Origin of the sequence: Marinoscillum sp., from assembly GCF_965229915.1 — a bacterium.
In the GTDB taxonomy this organism is placed as follows: Bacteria; Bacteroidota; Bacteroidia; order Cytophagales; family Cyclobacteriaceae; genus Marinoscillum.
On record NZ_CBDDJZ010000001.1, the window covers coordinates 3,430,540 to 3,447,402 of the forward strand.

The 16,863-nt window shown below is 45.2% G+C and carries 12 protein-coding genes; 6 read left to right on the forward strand and 6 right to left on the reverse strand.

From position 1 onward, the window contains the following. Both ACO067_RS14620 and hutH read right to left on the reverse strand, forming a co-directional pair. Complete coding sequence (locus tag ACO067_RS14620; protein WP_421875224.1) at nt 1-2,007, reverse strand: urocanate hydratase; 2,007 nt, start codon at nt 2,005-2,007, stop codon at nt 1-3. Nucleotides 2,008-2,043: 36 nt separating this feature from the next. Continuing rightward, a complete protein-coding gene (gene hutH / locus ACO067_RS14625) occupies nt 2,044-3,597 on the reverse strand; it encodes a histidine ammonia-lyase (RefSeq protein WP_421875227.1) in 1,554 nt (517 codons plus the stop codon). An 85-nt stretch (nt 3,598-3,682) separates the two neighbouring features. Between hutH and ACO067_RS14630 the strand changes: the two genes are divergently transcribed. Further along, nucleotides 3,683-4,579, forward strand: coding sequence for a LysR family transcriptional regulator (locus ACO067_RS14630; protein ID WP_421875230.1), 897 nt, complete (start codon nt 3,683-3,685; stop codon nt 4,577-4,579). Here ACO067_RS14630 and ACO067_RS14635 read toward each other — a convergent pair. The 3 genes from ACO067_RS14635 to ACO067_RS14645 all read right to left on the reverse strand — a co-directional run bounded on the left by ACO067_RS14635 (nt 4,576) and on the right by ACO067_RS14645 (nt 8,631). Further along, the gene (locus ACO067_RS14635; RefSeq protein WP_421875232.1) at nt 4,576-7,431 is read right to left on the reverse strand and encodes a tetratricopeptide repeat protein; all 2,856 of its coding nucleotides are present in this window, start codon (nt 7,429-7,431) and stop codon (nt 4,576-4,578) included. The two genes, ACO067_RS14630 and ACO067_RS14635, sit on opposite strands and share 4 nt — an antisense overlap. A gap of 2 nt (nt 7,432-7,433) precedes the next feature. Next, nucleotides 7,434-7,721 carry an Asp-tRNA(Asn)/Glu-tRNA(Gln) amidotransferase subunit GatC gene (gene gatC, locus ACO067_RS14640; protein ID WP_421875234.1) on the reverse strand — a complete coding sequence of 96 codons (288 nt, stop codon included), beginning with the start codon at nt 7,719-7,721 and terminating at the stop codon, nt 7,434-7,436. Nucleotides 7,722-7,890: 169 nt separating this feature from the next. Next, nucleotides 7,891-8,631, reverse strand: a complete 741-nt coding sequence (locus ACO067_RS14645) for a lysophospholipid acyltransferase family protein (protein ID WP_421875236.1) — start codon at nt 8,629-8,631, stop codon at nt 7,891-7,893. 102 nt (nt 8,632-8,733) lie between these two features. Here ACO067_RS14645 and ACO067_RS14650 point away from each other — a divergent pair, with 102 nt between their 5' ends. The 5 genes from ACO067_RS14650 (at nt 8,734) to atpC (ending at nt 14,185) form a co-directional block, all read left to right on the forward strand. Next, a complete protein-coding gene (locus ACO067_RS14650) occupies nt 8,734-9,645 on the forward strand; it encodes an ABC transporter ATP-binding protein (protein ID WP_421875237.1) in 912 nt (303 codons plus the stop codon). Then, a complete protein-coding gene (locus ACO067_RS14655; protein WP_421875239.1) occupies nt 9,638-10,969 on the forward strand; it encodes an ABC transporter permease in 1,332 nt (443 codons plus the stop codon). Before ACO067_RS14650 ends, ACO067_RS14655 begins: the two co-directional genes overlap by 8 nt. A 59-nt stretch (nt 10,970-11,028) precedes the next feature. Then, nucleotides 11,029-12,237 carry a sensor histidine kinase gene (locus tag ACO067_RS14660; RefSeq protein WP_421875241.1) on the forward strand — a complete coding sequence of 403 codons (1,209 nt, stop codon included), beginning with the start codon at nt 11,029-11,031 and terminating at the stop codon, nt 12,235-12,237. An 88-nt stretch (nt 12,238-12,325) separates the two neighbouring features. Then, nucleotides 12,326-13,834, forward strand: a complete 1,509-nt coding sequence (gene atpD, locus ACO067_RS14665; RefSeq protein WP_421875243.1) for a F0F1 ATP synthase subunit beta — start codon at nt 12,326-12,328, stop codon at nt 13,832-13,834. A 90-nt stretch (nt 13,835-13,924) separates the two neighbouring features. Continuing rightward, complete coding sequence (atpC, locus tag ACO067_RS14670; protein ID WP_421875245.1) at nt 13,925-14,185, forward strand: ATP synthase F1 subunit epsilon; 261 nt, start codon at nt 13,925-13,927, stop codon at nt 14,183-14,185. Nucleotides 14,186-14,237: 52 nt separating this feature from the next. Here atpC and ACO067_RS14675 read toward each other — a convergent pair whose 3' ends face one another. Continuing rightward, nucleotides 14,238-16,694 carry an ABC transporter permease gene (locus tag ACO067_RS14675; RefSeq protein ID WP_421875248.1) on the reverse strand — a complete coding sequence of 819 codons (2,457 nt, stop codon included), beginning with the start codon at nt 16,692-16,694 and terminating at the stop codon, nt 14,238-14,240. Between the last annotated feature and the right edge of the window lie 169 nt (nt 16,695-16,863).

Sequence of the window (16,863 nt, forward strand, 5' to 3'; positions counted from 1 at the left end):
TTATCCTTCGATTAATGACTGCAGAATCTCCTCATTCACCAGATTTGGTAGAGTCACCTTCAGCTGCGGTGTACGATTCATTTCTCTTTTGATGGCGAACAGAGCCTCGTCATTTCTGGCCCAGCTGCGTCGCGCAATACCATTATTCACATCAAAGAACAGCATGTTCTGGATGTTCTTATCAGCGGTTTCTGAACCATCCAGTAGCATTCCAAAGCCGCCATTGATCACTTCTCCCCAGCCAACACCTCCACCGTTGTGAATGCTTACCCAGGTGGCGCCTCGGAACCCGTCACCAATCACGTTGTGGATGGCCATGTCCGCTGTGAATTGTGAGCCATCATAGATATTGGAGGTCTCCCGATACGGAGAATCGGTGCCACTCACATCATGGTGGTCTCGACCCAAAACCACAGGTGCACTTATTCGGCCCTCTCTAATGGCTTGATTAAATGCCAAGGCAAGCCTGGTTCTCCCTTCGGCATCAGAGTATAGAATTCGTGCCTGCGAGCCGACTACCAGTTGATTGGATTCAGCTTCTTCAATCCATTGGATGTTGTCTTGCATTTGCTGCTGAATTTGCTCTGGTGCGTCAGCAGCTATTTCTTTGAGGACTTGAGCGGCCAATTGATCCGTTGCTCGAAGGTCCTCTGGTTTACCGGATGTGCACACCCATCTAAAGGGTCCAAAGCCCAGATCAAAACACATGGGACCAAGAATGTCCTGCACATAAGAGAGATATTTAAAGTCTTTGCCATTTGTGGCCATCACATCCGCACCAGCTCTGGAGGCTTCCAGTAAGAAGGCGTTTCCATAATCGAAAAAGTAAGTTCCTCGTTGTGCATGTGCATTGACTGCTGCTACATGTCTTACTAATGAATCCTGAACCCTCGCCATGAATGTCTGAGGATCGGCCGCCATGAGTTCTTTCGATTCTTCGAAGGTTAGACCAGCCGGATAGTAACCCCCAGACCATGGATTGTGAAGTGATGTCTGATCCGACCCGACAGCTACCTGAATGTCTTCTTTTAAAAAGCTTTCCCATACGTCTACTACATTCCCAATAAAGGCAATGGATACGGTTTTCTGCTGTGACTGAACATTCTTTACGGTTTTCACCAGCTCCTCCATGTCTTCAATCAGCAGGTCCACCCAGCCTTGTTCATGTCGTTTGCGAGCGGCGGATGGGTTCACTTCAGCGCATACGGTCACACAGCCTACTATATTACCAGCCTTTGGCTGGGCGCCACTCATCCCTCCAAGACCGGCTGTAAGAAATACCTGCCCGGCAGGAGATGCATTATTTCCAAGCTTTTTGCGGAAAGCATTCATCAAGGTAATGGTGGTGCCATGAACGATCCCCTGCGGTCCGATGTACATATAGGAGCCTGCGGTCATTTGCCCGTATTGGGTAACTCCCAGTGCATTGTACTTTTCCCAGTCGTCCGGTTTGGAATAGTTGGGGATCATCATACCATTTGTCACTACTACGCGTGGTGCTGAAGGAGAGGAGGGAAACAACCCCATGGGATGTCCGGAATACATGTGCAGGGATTGGTTTTCATCCATTTCGGAGAGGTACTTCATGGTGAGCAGGTACTGCGCCCAGTTTTGGAATACGGCTCCATTACCTCCATAGGTGATCAGTTCCTCTGGATGCTGAGCTACTCGGGGATCCAGGTTGTTTTGGATCATGAGCATGATGGATGCGGCCGCTTCGCATTTGGCTGGGTATTCATGAATGGGTCGAGCATGCATTTCATATTCCGGCATGAAGCGATACATGTAGATCCGTCCAAATTCCATGAGCTCATTCATGAACTCGGGAGCTAGTACCTTGTGCCAGTCATTAGGGAAATACCGCAGCGCATTTTTAACTGCGAGCAGTTTTTCCTCCTTTGAAAGAATGTCTTTTCGTTTAGGCGCATGACTCAGTTCAGCGCTTGGCTTTTTAGGCTGTGGCAATTCTGAGGGGATGCCTTGTTGGATCAATTCCTGAAAGTTCATAATGCGTTTCTTTAATTGTTGAATTGGCCAGTTGGATCAGTACTTGTCAAAGTCTTCGTGATGATCTGCAGATTCAGCCAGATCATGAACTACGCGCGTCAATTCACCCGACTTGACCAGTTCTTTGGTGGCGTCCATGAACTCCGTCATGATCTGGTCCTTTTCTATATGAGGTACATTGGCTCTAACCAAAGCATGAATTTCTTCCATTTTGGCTCCAGACTTCAAGGGTCTGTGGTAGTCCATGGCCTGAGCAGCACACATTAGCTCAATACCCAGGATTTGCTCGGTATTGCCAATGACTTTCAAGGCTTTCCGCCCGCCTATGGAACCCATGCTCACGTGATCTTCCTGACCAAGTGAGGTAGGAATGCTGTCGGCACTTGCCGGAAAGCACATGCCTTTGTTTTCACTGGCCAATGCTGCCGCTGTGTATTGCACAATCATAAATCCTGAATTAGTACCGGTTTCTTTCATGAGTAGCTTCGGTACACCTGGAGTATCTCCTTCGAGAGACAGGTAGATTCTGCGATCGGAGATGTTGCCAATTTCAGCAGCTGCCAAACAAGCATAGTCTATTGGTAGGGCCATCGGCTGACCGTGAAAGTTTCCACCGCTGATCGTGTGTTCATCGCTTAGGACAATTGGATTGTCAGTTACGGAATTCAGCTCAATTTCCAGCATATCGCGTAAGTGTTTCCAGCTACTTCTACTAGCTCCATGCACCTGAGGCATGCACCGGAGACTGTACGGGTCCTGGACGCGCGCGCATCCAATATGTGAGTAAACCACTTCTGACTCGTGAAGCAAAGTCCGAATGCGTTCTGCTACATATTGATTACCTGGGAAAGGTCTTAAATTATGAAGTTCAGGACTAAAGGGTTTTACAGATCCTTTTAATCCTTCGATCATCATGGCTCCTGTAATGTCCGCACATGTCAGTACATTATGCAGTTGCTCCACCATTTGCACGGCATGTGCCGCAATGAATTGGGTGCCATTGATGAGAGCGAGTCCCTCTTTGGGAGATAGCTGAATCGGTTCCACTCCGAGCTTTGATAGCACAGCTCCGGCATCTTGAATCTCGCCCTGATAGTGGACTTTACCCATTCCAATCAGTGGGAGGAATAGATGAGACAAGGGAGCCAGATCACCAGAGGCACCAACAGAACCCTGAGCGGGAACCACTGGAGTAACCTCCTCTTCCAACATCCAGATTATTCGCTCCAGGGTTTTCAGTGCTATTCCAGAGAATCCTTGAGTCAGGGCTTGCAGCTTTAGCACGATCATTAGCCTGACCTGTTCATTGGTCAGGAGCTCTCCAACACCTACCGCATGACTCATCAGAATATTGGTTTGTAGCTGGACCAGATCTTGTGCGGATACTCTGGTGGTGCAAAGTGGACCAAAGCCGGTATTGATGCCGTACACTGCACGCTCACCGGAGGCAATTTTGGCAACATCCTGAAAGCTCTTGTTGACTTTTTCTTTTACAGTTTCGGTGATTATTCCTTTGCAATGTCCTCTGGCTATTGCCAGCGCAGTGCTTGCTGTAAGATGCTGAGCGCCATATTCAAAAGTCGTTTCCATATCTATCGCAGGTTTGATCTTTTTTTCAAAGTTATCGGGTAGTTTTAATATCTCTAAATACCATTTTTGTCAACAGATAATAACCATGAGTTATCAAATAGAGCTAAGGCACCTTCGCTATTTCCAGGTTTTAGCGGAAGAATTGAACTTTAGAAAGGCATCTGAGCGGTTGTTTATTGCCCAGCCAGGGCTGAGTAGGCAGATCAAGCAACTGGAAGAAATTTTGGAAGCACAGCTCTTTGCCCGAACGAAGCGGTCTGTCCGATTGACTCCTGCTGGAGAATTTTTCAAAATGGAGATAGATCGGCTGCTCAATCAACTGGACCAGACCAGGAAACAAGTCGGCTTAATCCATCAGGGGGATTTTGGGGAGATACGAATTGGCTTTGTTGGGTCTGCCATTCATCATGTCTTGCCCCGATTGATTACCGGTATTAATAGAAAGTATCCCAATATCCATACTTCTCTAGACGAGCTTCCAAATCATGCGCAGGTTTCAATGATTCAGAAAGATCAATTGGACTTAGGGTTTGTTCGGGTGACCTCCTTACCAGGAGGCTTGGAATCACGTAGGGTGCATGAAGATTCCTTTTCGATTGTACTGCCTGAAAATCATCCCATGACGGTGGAGCAATTTGAGAATATCGGTCAGCTCAGAGAGGAAAAATTCATTCTATTTTCCAGTGAGTACAGCTCAGAGTATTATGACAAAGTTGTCAGCATTTGCAGAGATCAGGGATTTGAACCAACGGTTTCGCACAAGTCGATTCATGCTTTTACTATATTCAAACTCGTCGAGAATGGACTAGGGATTGCGATAGTGCCTACGTCATTAGTGGATGGATACGAGTTGAGGATTAAGTCCATACCTCTGACTAACATTCCACAGCGTACACAACTATCCGCCATTTGGAAGAATAGTAATCGTAATACTTCCTTGAAGAAAGCTTTAGAATTTCTCTTCGAAAAGGAATTGGATTAATTCCAGCTGTCCGTTGCAACTTCTGTTTTTAATTGCTGTGCTTTGGCTTGAAATTCATTGTAATCAAGTGTGCTCATCATACGCTCCAGCTCTACCAGCATCCCTTCAGCATACTTGGGCAGGCCTGTTCGGATAGCTGTGAGCACATATTGCTTTCTAAGAGGAACACTGCTCTTATTGATATCTACACATTCCACCAATAGTTGATAAGCGGCGGATTCGTCTTTGGCCTGAAGGTAGTTAGCCACAGCGAGCACGAGTGGTTCATTGTAAGCATTCCTACCTACCAACTGAGCAATCTGACTGAATTGGCTACTATCCTGAACTTGTAACAACTGGCTTACCGGATGGTTGGATGGCTGAGGTGTCTTGCCTTGATTCAATTGTACGATCATATCTGGTTCAATAAACAACTCGGGATTCAGGTATTCCTGAAAAATGGTCCGGTATTTTTGGTATCTCATTGGGTCTTCACTCAGGAGAGATTCTCTTGAAATTTTGGTCCAAATACTGAGCAGATAGGCATCATCTGCGGTAGCAAGAGCGGAGCTGATTTCTGCAGTCGTATAATTCTCGTAGAAATAATAAAGCCGCATTTTCTGTAAATCAGCAGAAAGACCTTCTGGAGATCGGATAGCGTTGAGGTCCTGATTGAGTTGCGCGAAGCTAGAATCAATCGACATGAGGTATTCTGACCAGCTGATGGCTTCATCCAGGTCATGTTTTTCAAGTAGACAAGCAGCTTTGTTCAGAAAGGCTGCTTCATTTCCTTCGGCAATTGCTTGTTCAAAGAACCTCAGCGCCTCATCAATGGTGTGTTGGGATAGTGCAATGAGCCCCATTTGGTTCATGATTCGTGCCTTTTGTGCTCCTCGAGATTCAGCCACTAGTTGATCCATTGTTCTTAGGGCATCATTGATTTGCCCAAGGCCAAATTGGGACATACCTGCTGCAATCTTAGCTCGCCAATAGACATCTTCATTTACCGGGACGCTTAGTGCTTTATAGATGGCTTGTGGAATATTGGGATCCTGAAAATACCAACTGGCATTGATCAGAAAAGCCATTCGGTGCAGAGGATAAGAAGGGTAGAGATCCGCAGTGTCGAACTCTAGCGGTACTTCCTGACGTGTTTTGAGCAAACTGTGCAATACATTCGCTTTTACGGCCAGGTTACCGTTTTCAAAATCAGACTGAGCTTGCTCTGCATTTTGCTGCAGTTTCCAGAGGTTGACCAGATTGGCATTGGTCCATTCTCCTGAAAGATCTGCCTGAGACAGCAGGTCAATTGCCTCTTTCGTTTTGCCCTGATCTGCATAGGTCAGGCCCAGATTGTTTTGCAGCTGTGGATTGGACGGAAACTCGCGAAGGCCTTCTTTCAATGACACCAGTGAGGGAGTGGCTTCTGACATTACCGCGTAAGTGCTCGATTTGTTGATAAAGGACTGTGGAGATGGGTACCTGGTAGCTGCTCTTGAAAAGCGAAAATTGGCTTCTTGCGTATCACCTTTTTGTAATTCGCGATAACCCAGTTTGTAATTGGAGTAGTGGTTATCATGACCGAAGATGGCTCCTTGCCGGTAATATTCTCCCGCCAGAAGAGATTCACCCTTTGCTTCTGTTTGTGCTCCGATGTAATTGAAACGACCAGCCTGTAGGAGCTGTAAAGCTTCTTTGTTGGCAAGAAAAAAGAAAGCCGCAATAGCTACTAGTCCACCCAGACGAGCGCTTGTATAAGGAAAGTTTTGTGATTTGTAGACGACTTTATAGACAATGAGTCCTTCGATTAGCGGGGTTAAGAAATTGACTAAAATGTAGATAAAGAAGAACGCCCCAAAACCCAGATGGGCATAAATGATCAGGTAATGAAAGCTTTCATAAACGGCATCATTTCCCCGATACATGGCTAGCGATAGCAATCCAAGAGTCACAACCCCAAGGGCGGCCAATAACATTCGGGCATTACCGACTGAAAGCAAATTGCCAAAGAGCTCGTTTTTAAAAGTAACCGTCCACAGAGAAACGATACCACTAATGGTCAGAAGGATAAATGGGTCAAAGAAGGCTACTTCTGTTTGCAGAATGCCAGATTTTTTACCATAGTAAAGCCCGATAATCCCTAGATAGACCAGCGAAAACACGATGAAATGGAGGTGGTTGTTTTTACCACCTTTGGACTTGGTGATCAAGAAAAGAATGGCAAATACATTCTCCTCAGCGATGAGAAATAAAAATAGCAGACCAATAATGGCTAAGCCAAAGTGACTGCCTACGGTAAATTGATCTACAAGAGCTTGCTGTGGGACACCTCCAAAATAGGCAATACCCGCACTGAGCAATGCAAATACTACGAACCGAATGCTCAGAGAAACCTCTGTGAAAAAAGCATGAAAGAGGTATGCCGGTACGACAAATAGGATCAGCAGAATGATCATGGTCGTACTGGTGTTGCTGGATAGTCCAAACAAGCCTACTTCGTCCAGGTTCAGGCTGATGATGAAGAAGATGAACAGGGCCATCACGCCAGTGAATAGCCATCTGGGCAAGGAGCTGACTGTTGCTAGAATCAAGCAAAGACCGATCAGAATAAGCGCTAAAAAGCCCGTTTCCGCATTGATGTCTCGCACGATTGGCCCAGCTGCGAATGATTCTGCCAGTGAGTAAGCTTCTCCCTTGAAGCTAAACTGGAACGGGCCTTTGGTAAAAGGGTAGGCTGCAAACTCAGTCGTTTCAGCAGAGGTGGTTACATAATACTCGATGCTATCGTCATAGCCCCTTTGGTATCTGTAGAGCAGTAAGATCAATGCTCCGATGAAGAGCCCTATGACCAGTCGGGAAAAGTAGTTGTTCATGCTTACTCCAATACTTTGGGCACTCTGAAGTGATCTTCATCATGTTTTGGTGCGTTTTTCAGGGCACGGTCATGTTCCAGTGTGTTATCCACCTCATCATGGCGAAAAGCGTTCACCTCAAAAGACATGTTGGTGAGAGGCTCTACACCTTCGGTATCCAGCTCGTTGAGCTTTTCCACCCAGGTAAGTACCTCTTCCAGATCTTTGATGTAGGCATCTTCCTTTTTCGGGTCCAGCTCCAGGCGAGCCAGGTGCGCAATTTTATGAAGTGTTTCCTTATCTATTTTCATAGTCTTTCACGTCTGCCAACAAAATTAACCTTCTGATTGGATTTTATGGAGGTGAAGGGGGAGAAGTTCTTTTTCTACTGACGTCATTCCCGCGTAGGCGGGAATCTCATGTAAGGGGTCGTTGATAATGCACCCTTTCCTTTTTAATTCCTTTTTAAGGGAATGGTGGTCATTTCACCCGCTCTGGATGATGCTTTAGTAGTTCCTCCTGGATTACATCAAACGTTCGTTTTTTAAGCGCAGGAATCTGCCGTTCGCCCGAGTCATCTGGATAGATCGGGTCATGAATGATCACCTTGCACTTGTGTGGATGAAAGCGTAGTGGCTTTTCGTCGGGCAAGATGAGGAAATTATAAGGCATGGTAATGGGCACAATCGGAATGTTTTTCTCCACGGCTACTTTGAATGCTCCATCCTTGAACGGGTTCATGTAGGGAAGATTATCGCCACCGACAATAATTCCTCCCTCAGGATAAAAGGATACGCTATATCCCAGGTCGATGGCTTCCTTGGTTTTCTGCAGGCTCATGCCTCTGCTTTTGGAACTTTCCCTGGTCACCGGGATGTGGATTTTTCGAAAGAAATAACCGAAAACAGGAATTTTGGTCAAGGAGCTTTTGCCGATGAATTTTGCTGGATAGACCAGGTAGAAGGCGGCTATATCCAGATAAGAAAAGTGGTTTGCACAGAAGATGTATTGACCCTGTTTTTTGAGTTTTTCCTTGCCAATCACTTCCACAGGCATCACAATGGTGAAAAACGCTTTGGCCCAAACTAAATGAAGCTTTAATGCCGCTTGGTGCCACTTGCTGTTAGTGGCCATAATCGCCAAAGACGGAACAATGACTGCCGAAATGATTAAAAAAATGAACACCGCATAGGAGGTGTATAAAAACAGCTTTAATTTCACCAGATGATGAGTTGTGAGAATTAACCTTGATTTTTTCTGAGATCAAGTGTAATAAATTCAACCAATATCAGACTAATCAACCGTAACTAAATTTTATTCGACTTGGAACTACTACGTATCGACGACATTAGTAAATCCTACAGTAATCACCAGGCCTTAAGCAATGTGAGCATGACCATACCGAAGGGAAGTATCTTTGGTTTGCTCGGACCTAATGGCGCTGGTAAGACTACTTTGATCAGGATTATCACCCGAATTATCGAGCAGGACAGTGGTGAAGCTTTTCTGAACGGCGAAAAAATCACACCGGAGCTGGTTCGCAAAATTGGTTATTTACCTGAAGAGCGCGGCCTCTACAAAAAAATGAAGGTAGGAGAGCAGTTGCTCTATCTCGCCCGGTTGAAAGGCCTGAGCCGACCTGAGGCAGTGAGCCGCATCAAGTCCTGGCTCAAGCGTCTGGACTTAACCGAATGGCAGGGTAAAGCCATAGAAGATCTATCGAAAGGGATGGCACAGAAAGTGCAGTTTATTGCTACTGTACTACATGAGCCTGATCTGATCATCCTGGATGAGCCATTCTCTGGATTTGACCCGGTCAATGCCAACCTGATCAAAGACGAAATATTCAAATTGCGTGATGATGGAGCAACCATTATTTTCTCCACACACCGCATGGAGTCCGTAGAGGAACTTTGCGATCACATTGCCCTGATCAACAAATCCCAAAAGATTCTGGATGGCAAGAAATTGGACATCAAAAACGATCACAAGGACGGTACATTTATTGTCACGCATGAAGGTGTACTGGCCAATTCGGAGCATTATGAACTCTTAGGATCCAGCAAGACCGAAATTGGTCTGACAGAATCGGTGCTGAAGGATAAGACCGCTGGCGGACCGAATAACCTGGTCAAGGAATTGATCAAGGAAGTGGAGATCCATTCCTTCATCGAGAAAGTACCAACCATCAATGAAATTTTCATCAGCAAAGTGAAAGGAGGCAGTCATGAATAATATTGGATTAATCATTTCCAGAGAATACTTATCTAGAGTAAAGAAGAAGTCATTCATCATCATGACTTTGTTGGCGCCTATTTTATTCGGCGGATTCTTGTTCATCGTTGGCTGGACAGCTAGTAAAGGCAGCGATGAGAAAAATATACAGGTAGTAGACGAAAGCGGTATGTTCTCAGAGGTGTTTATTGACTCTGATGACAATGTGTTTGACTACACCACCAATTCATTGGATGACGCCAAGGCAAAAGTTCTTAACGGAGATTATGATGGCCTGCTTTATATTCCAAAGCTTGACGTTGACAGTCCCAATGGAGTGATCTATTATGCTCCGAACAATCCAAGTATCGGGATGGTATCTGGCTTGAGCCGAAAGATCGAAGGGGAAATTGAGAATATCAAACTCCGCAGGTCTGGCCTTGATAAGGAAGTGCTGGAAAGCTTGAAAGCAGATGTTGATATCAATACGATCAACCTGACAGAGTCTGGTGATGAAAAAGAGAGTAGTTCTATAGGTGCTACTGCAGTGGGATACGTGGCAGCCTTCTTGATTTACATGTTCATCTTCGTTTATGGTGCCATGTGCATGCGCGGTGTGGTAGAAGAAAAGACCAGCAGGATTATTGAGGTGGTGATCGCTTCTGTGAAGCCTTTCCAGCTGATGATGGGCAAGGTGATTGGTATCGCTAGCGTGGGACTGACCCAATTCATTTTATGGATCTTATTAACGATCACCATCAGCACTGTAGCAGGTGCTGCGTTTATGGATGGTCGGGCAGACCTGAATAAGCAACAAACCGAGCAGATGGAGGCAATGGACATTCCTCAAGGTGATATGCAGGATATGCCACAAAATGATCCAAATATCATGGAGAAATTAACTGGTGCCATCGAGTCCATTAACCTACCGATGGTAGTGGTTTCGTTCTTGTTTTACTTCCTGACCGGGTATTTGTTGTACGGTGCCTTGTTCGCAGCTATTGGCTCTGCTGTGGATAGCGATGCAGATGCGCAGCAGTTTATGTTTCCAGTCACCGTACCGCTCATCTTCGCCATAGTCATGTTGAGTGCCGTGCTAAATGACCCGAATGGATCGTTGGCATTTTGGCTTTCGATGATCCCTTTCACCTCGCCGGTTATTATGATGATGCGTGTCCCATTTGGCGTGCCTGTTTGGGAGTTGGCGGTTTCGATGGTTTTGATGATCGGAGGCTTCTTATTCACCATCTGGCTGGCTAGTAGGATTTATCGAATCGGAATATTGATGCACGGTACCAAGGTAAATTATAAGACGCTCGGTAAGTGGATCATGATGAAAAACTGACCTGACCATTTTCATAGAATAACTAACTTACTGCCTGAAACAGTCAAACGTTTCAGGCAGTGAGCTTTAAAGAGACCCCTACATTCAACCTATATTCTGAGCGATCCAGTTTTAAGTGGATCGTGCTAGCCGTATCTGTGGTGATCAGTGCTAGTTCTATCGTATATACCAGCCAGCTGGTGCAGAAAATCCGCGATCGGGAGAGCAAGCAAATTGCGCTATACGCCAAGACTCTAGAGTACCTCACCAATGATGGCGAACTGTCCAATGCGGTATTTATCCTGGAAGAAATTGTGGATGCCAACAACACCATTCCTGTGATCGTGGCGGATGAGTATGGCGAGGCAGATTACTACAAGAATCTACCTGCGGCAGATGCGATCAAAGACAGTACACGACGCAGGGACTTTCTATACGCTGAGATCCAGCGTATGCGGGAGGAGCACGAGCCCATTTTGGTCACCCTTTCAGACAATGGACAGATTTATGGGTATAAGACCATTTATTATAAGAATTCGCTGCTACTTACTCAGCTCAAATACTATCCGTACATCCAGCTATCGGTCATTGCCATCTTTGCGCTGATCACCTTTGCCGTATTCAACTACTCCCGAACAGCCGAGCAGAATAGGGTGTGGGTAGGGATGGCCAAAGAAACAGCCCATCAATTGGGAACGCCATTGTCATCATTGCTGGCCTGGACAGAATACTTCAAAGAGCAATTTCCTGAGCATCAAGACATTTTTCTGGAGTTGGAAAAGGATGTGGACCGTCTGGAAATGATCACAGAGCGCTTTTCCAATATCGGTAGTGTACCTCAGCTACGCGAAGAGAATGTTCCTGAGGTAATCAATGAAGTGGTTAAGTACTTGCAAAAACGTATTTCCCGGAAGGTGGTCATGGAAATCGAGGCATTTCCGTCAGATGAAATCCTGGGAGCACTGAATAAGCCCTTGTTTGCCTGGGTGATTGAAAACATCATTAAAAATGCAGTAGATGCGATGGGAGGAGTCGGCAGGATCAACATCAAAATCATGAAGGTCAACGAAGGTCAAGTCTCCATTGATATTGCTGATACAGGTAAGGGAATCGCTAAAAACAGGATCAAGCAGGTGTTCCAACCGGGATTTACTACCAAGAAACGTGGGTGGGGACTTGGTTTGACGTTAACCAAAAGAATAGTAGAGAATTATCACGGAGGAAAGATCTTTGTGAAGTCTTCAGAAGTGGATAAAGGGACTACATTTAGAATATTGCTGAAAACATAGCAGTTTTCAACAGCTTACTTTTTCTCTTAATCAATTTTAGATTAATTTCGCAACCGATTCGAGATACGCTGATTTAAATCAATAAATAATGGCTAATACAGGTAAAATTACCCAGGTTATCGGTCCAGTTGTCGATGTTAGTTTTGAAGCTGAAGGCTCAAAGCTCCCAAACATCATGGACGCATTAAAGATCACAAAAAACGATGGTACTGTTGTAATTCTTGAGGTACAGCAGCACTTAGGAGAAGATACCGTGCGTACCATTGCGATGGATGCAACTGACGGTATGATGAGAGGAATGGAAGTTGAGGACTTGGGTAGCCCAATTCAGATGCCTATTGGAGAAGATGTAAAAGGACGTCTTTTCAACGTGGTAGGTGAGGCTATTGACGGTATTCCGCAGCCAACTACAACCAAAGGTCTGCCGATTCACAGGCATGCACCGAAGTATGAAGACCTATCTACTTCTACTGAAGTACTTTACACAGGGATCAAGGTGATTGACCTCATTGAGCCATATGCGAAAGGTGGTAAAATTGGATTGTTCGGTGGTGCTGGTGTTGGTAAAACCGTATTGATCCAGGAGTTGATCAACAACATTGCAAAAGCTTACTCTGGTCTTTCTGTATTCGCTGGTGTAGGTGAGCGTACTCGAGAAGGAAACGACTTGCTTCGTGAGATGATCGAAGCTGGGATCGTTAACTACGGCGAAGATTTTAAACATTCAATGGAAGAAGGTGGATGGGATCTTTCTAAAGTGAAAACTGAAGATCTGAAAGAATCCAAAGCAACCTTCGTATTCGGACAGATGAACGAGCCTCCAGGGGCACGTGCTCGAGTGGCACTTTCTGGTCTGACCATTGCAGAATATTTCCGTGACGGAGATGGTGAAGGACAGGGAAGAGATATCCTTTTCTTCGTAGATAACATCTTCCGATTCACTCAGGCTGGTTCTGAGGTGTCTGCACTTCTTGGACGTATGCCATCAGCGGTGGGTTACCAACCTACTTTGGCTACTGAGATGGGTGCTATGCAGGAGCGTATTACTTCTACTAAGCATGGATCCATTACTTCCGTACAGGCCGTTTACGTACCTGCGGATGACTTGACAGACCCTGCTCCAGCGACAACTTTCTCTCACCTGGATGCTACAACCGTACTTTCTCGTAAGATTGCTGAGCTAGGTATTTATCCGGCGGTAGATCCATTGGATTCTACATCCAGAATTCTTTCTGCTGAGATCCTTGGCGATGAGCACTACAACTGTGCACAGCGAGTAAAAGAGCTTCTACAACGATACAAAGAACTTCAGGATATCATTGCCATCCTTGGTATGGACGAATTGTCTGACGAGGATAAGCAAGTAGTACATCGTGCCAGAAGGGTGCAAAGATTCTTGTCACAGCCATTCCACGTAGCAGAGCAGTTTACCGGTCTGAAAGGTGTGTTGGTTGATATCAAAGACACCATCAAAGGGTTCAATGAAATCATGGATGGTAAATTTGACCACCTTCCTGAGGCAGCATTCAACCTGGTAGGTACTATCGAGGAAGCTGTAACAAAAGGTGAAAAGCTAATGGCTGAGGCAAACGCATAAGTTGCTAAGCGAAAGCCGATATTGAAAAAACGATCATTTCATTAACCTTCAGAAGCACCCAAGTGGTTTTGAAGCCTGAAATACCGAAATATGTTTTTAGAAATAGTAACACCAGACGAGAAGGTTTTTGAAGGAGAGGTAGCCAACGCTTCTTTCCCGGGTAGTGATGGTTCATTCCAGGTACTGGAAAACCACGCGGCAATGATCTCGACTTTAGGTGATGGTGACATCACTTATGTGAGAATGAAAGAGAAAAAGCCGGTGGAAACCCACATTCATGTGAGTGGCGGAGTGGTTGAAGTGCTTAATAATAAGGTGACAGTGCTGGCAGAGAAGATTGTATCTGAATAAAGTTTATTTCAAAAATAAAATACATGAAAAAAGGGGCTTTTGGCCCCTTTTTTTATTCCTCTTTCAGGTAATCCACCGGATTGATTTTGGAAGCCTTGATGGTTTGGAAGCTCGTGGTGACTATCGCGATAAGGACCATAAGAATTCCTGCTCCAAGAATGGTGAGCAGTGAGATGTCCGTCCTCAGTTCAAAGTTCTCAATCCATTTGTTCATTAAAAACCACGTGACAGGTGCCGATATCACAAAACCTACCACGAGTAGCTTGCCAAAGTCAGAAGACAACATCACCCAAATATTCAAGATGGTCGCTCCCAGTACTTTTCGTACACCTATTTCTTTGTTCCTTTTTTCTACTACAAATGCCACTAGCCCAATTAAACCCAGACAGGCTATGATGACTGCCATGATGGCAAAAGCGGTTAGGATCTTGCCAAAATTGATCGTCTGAGTGAATAAGTTTTCATACTCCTGATCTACAAACGAGTAGGAGAAGGGACTTCTGGATGTAAATGAAGTCCATTTGGCTTGCAAGTCGGACAGCAGGGCCTGTACTTCTTCACCTGTCATGGAATCATTCACGTCAATGACTAGTTTGGTTTGAGGATTCCTGAAGATAGGGGCTTTATGATCAAGTATGGCTACTGGATACAAGGTGCTGGACAGGTTGGTGTTGAAGTTGTCCATTACTCCTATGATCTTGAAGGTAGTGTTTCCATAGTTGATCTGCTCGCCTATGGCACTCTCCGGAGAGTCAAACCCAAAGGCTTGAGTAAAGTATTGATTGACCACCAGGTTGGTAGAGTCATTGAAGCCTTTTTGCAGCCCTCTACCATGAAGTAGTTCTAGTCCGAAGACGTCCATAAAATGTTCGTCTGCTGTGAGGTAGTTTACCGACAGATTAAAGTTGGACACTCCCCTGCGCTCGAAATTGTCAAAGTCGAAGATAAGTGGCGGGGTGTCTGATGTAATCGAAGCATTTTTGATTTTTGAATTGGTCATCAAACTATTTCGGAATGATTCCGTCTGATTCCCAAGCCGATTGACATGTTCGATGACAATCTTGTTATTCCGATCAAATCCCAGATCATAATTGGTCCAATACTGCACCTGATCATGCACGATTAGGGTACAAGCAATGAGCGTTATGCTAATCGTAAACTGGACAGCCACCAGTACGTTCCTTACGCTTCCACCTTTGAGACCCTGTGCCAGCTTTCCTTTGAGCACTCGTGCCGGCTGGAAAGAAGAAAGATAAAATGCCGGGTAGGCACCTCCCAATATACCAATTAGAACGGTGCTTAGGACAATCACTACAATGGCAATAGGGTTGACCAGCAGCCTGGTGTCAAGACTTGTGGACGCCAGTGTATTGAAGAATGGCAATACCATTTCGCTCAAAAAGAAAGCAATCAAAACTGATGAGAGCACATATAAGAATGACTCGGTGATAAACTGGTAAATCAATTGCCAACGACTGGAGCCAATCACCTTTCTGATTCCTACCTCTCTGGCTCTGGAGGCAGATCGTGCTGTGGATAGATTAATGAAATTGATCAGGGAAAGCCCCAATATCAATGCACCTATTACCCAAAGTATGTAGATGTTTTGAATGTCACCTGTTTGATTCAACCTGGAGTAGACATTCGATGATCTTAGGTGGATGTCCAGCAAGGGCTGGATGTAAAGGTCCCATTCTTCACCTGATTCGATAAACTCCTTGTAGCTGATACCTCGGTATTTTTGAAGGAACGCTTCAAGGTATTTACCAGGTACGGCTGCTACTTTCTCTGCTACCAGCTCAGGATCAGCATCTGGTCGAAGTAGACCGAAGGTGACGAAGGTGGTCCACATCCAGGAATCTCGACGATTGGCCACTTCAGGAAGTGAAGACATAGACATCAGTGCATCGAACTGGATATGGGAGTTGTCAGGTACATTCGCAACGATTCCCGTCACCCTATAAGACTTTTTATCGGCGCCTTCACCAATCTCCAGGGTTTGGCCTAGCGCCTCTTCTTCGGCATAGTATTTCTCAGCCATTTCTTCGGTAAGCACTATGGAGTTGGGTTGGCTCAGTGCTGTTGATTGGTCTCCTAAGATCAGTGGAAATGTAAAGAGCTCCAGAAAATTGGCGTCCACAGCCAGGATGGCATTTTCTTCGAAGAAAATCTGCTCTTTGCGATTGGCGGTACTCACTATCTGTGTGCTGATAGGATGTGCACGGGTCAGGTCTTCAAACTCTGGCACTTCCTCCTTTATAGCATGGATGACGGCAGGTCCAGTGGAACCGAAAAGTGCATCGTCATCTCCCCAAATAAAGGTTTGGTTAATCCGATACAGATTTTTGGCATTGGAATGAAACTGATCATAGCTCAGCTCATTGGAAGTATACAATGCTATAATGATGCATACCATCATACCTAATGAAAGTCCGATGAGGTGAATGATAGCAAAAAATCGTTGACGACTGATGCTTCTAATAGCGACTGTAAGCAGGTTTGAAAACATAGGTAATTGATTTGTCTATTTTGGTTGCTAATTCTTTGCCAACTATGCTAAGTAGTTGGTAAAGAGTGATATAGCTATTTACTAGCTAGAAATAAATGACCGAATATGAACACATCCGTTCGATATTATCCATCAACATGGAACGTTTAAGGGTGCCTTACGTGATTCA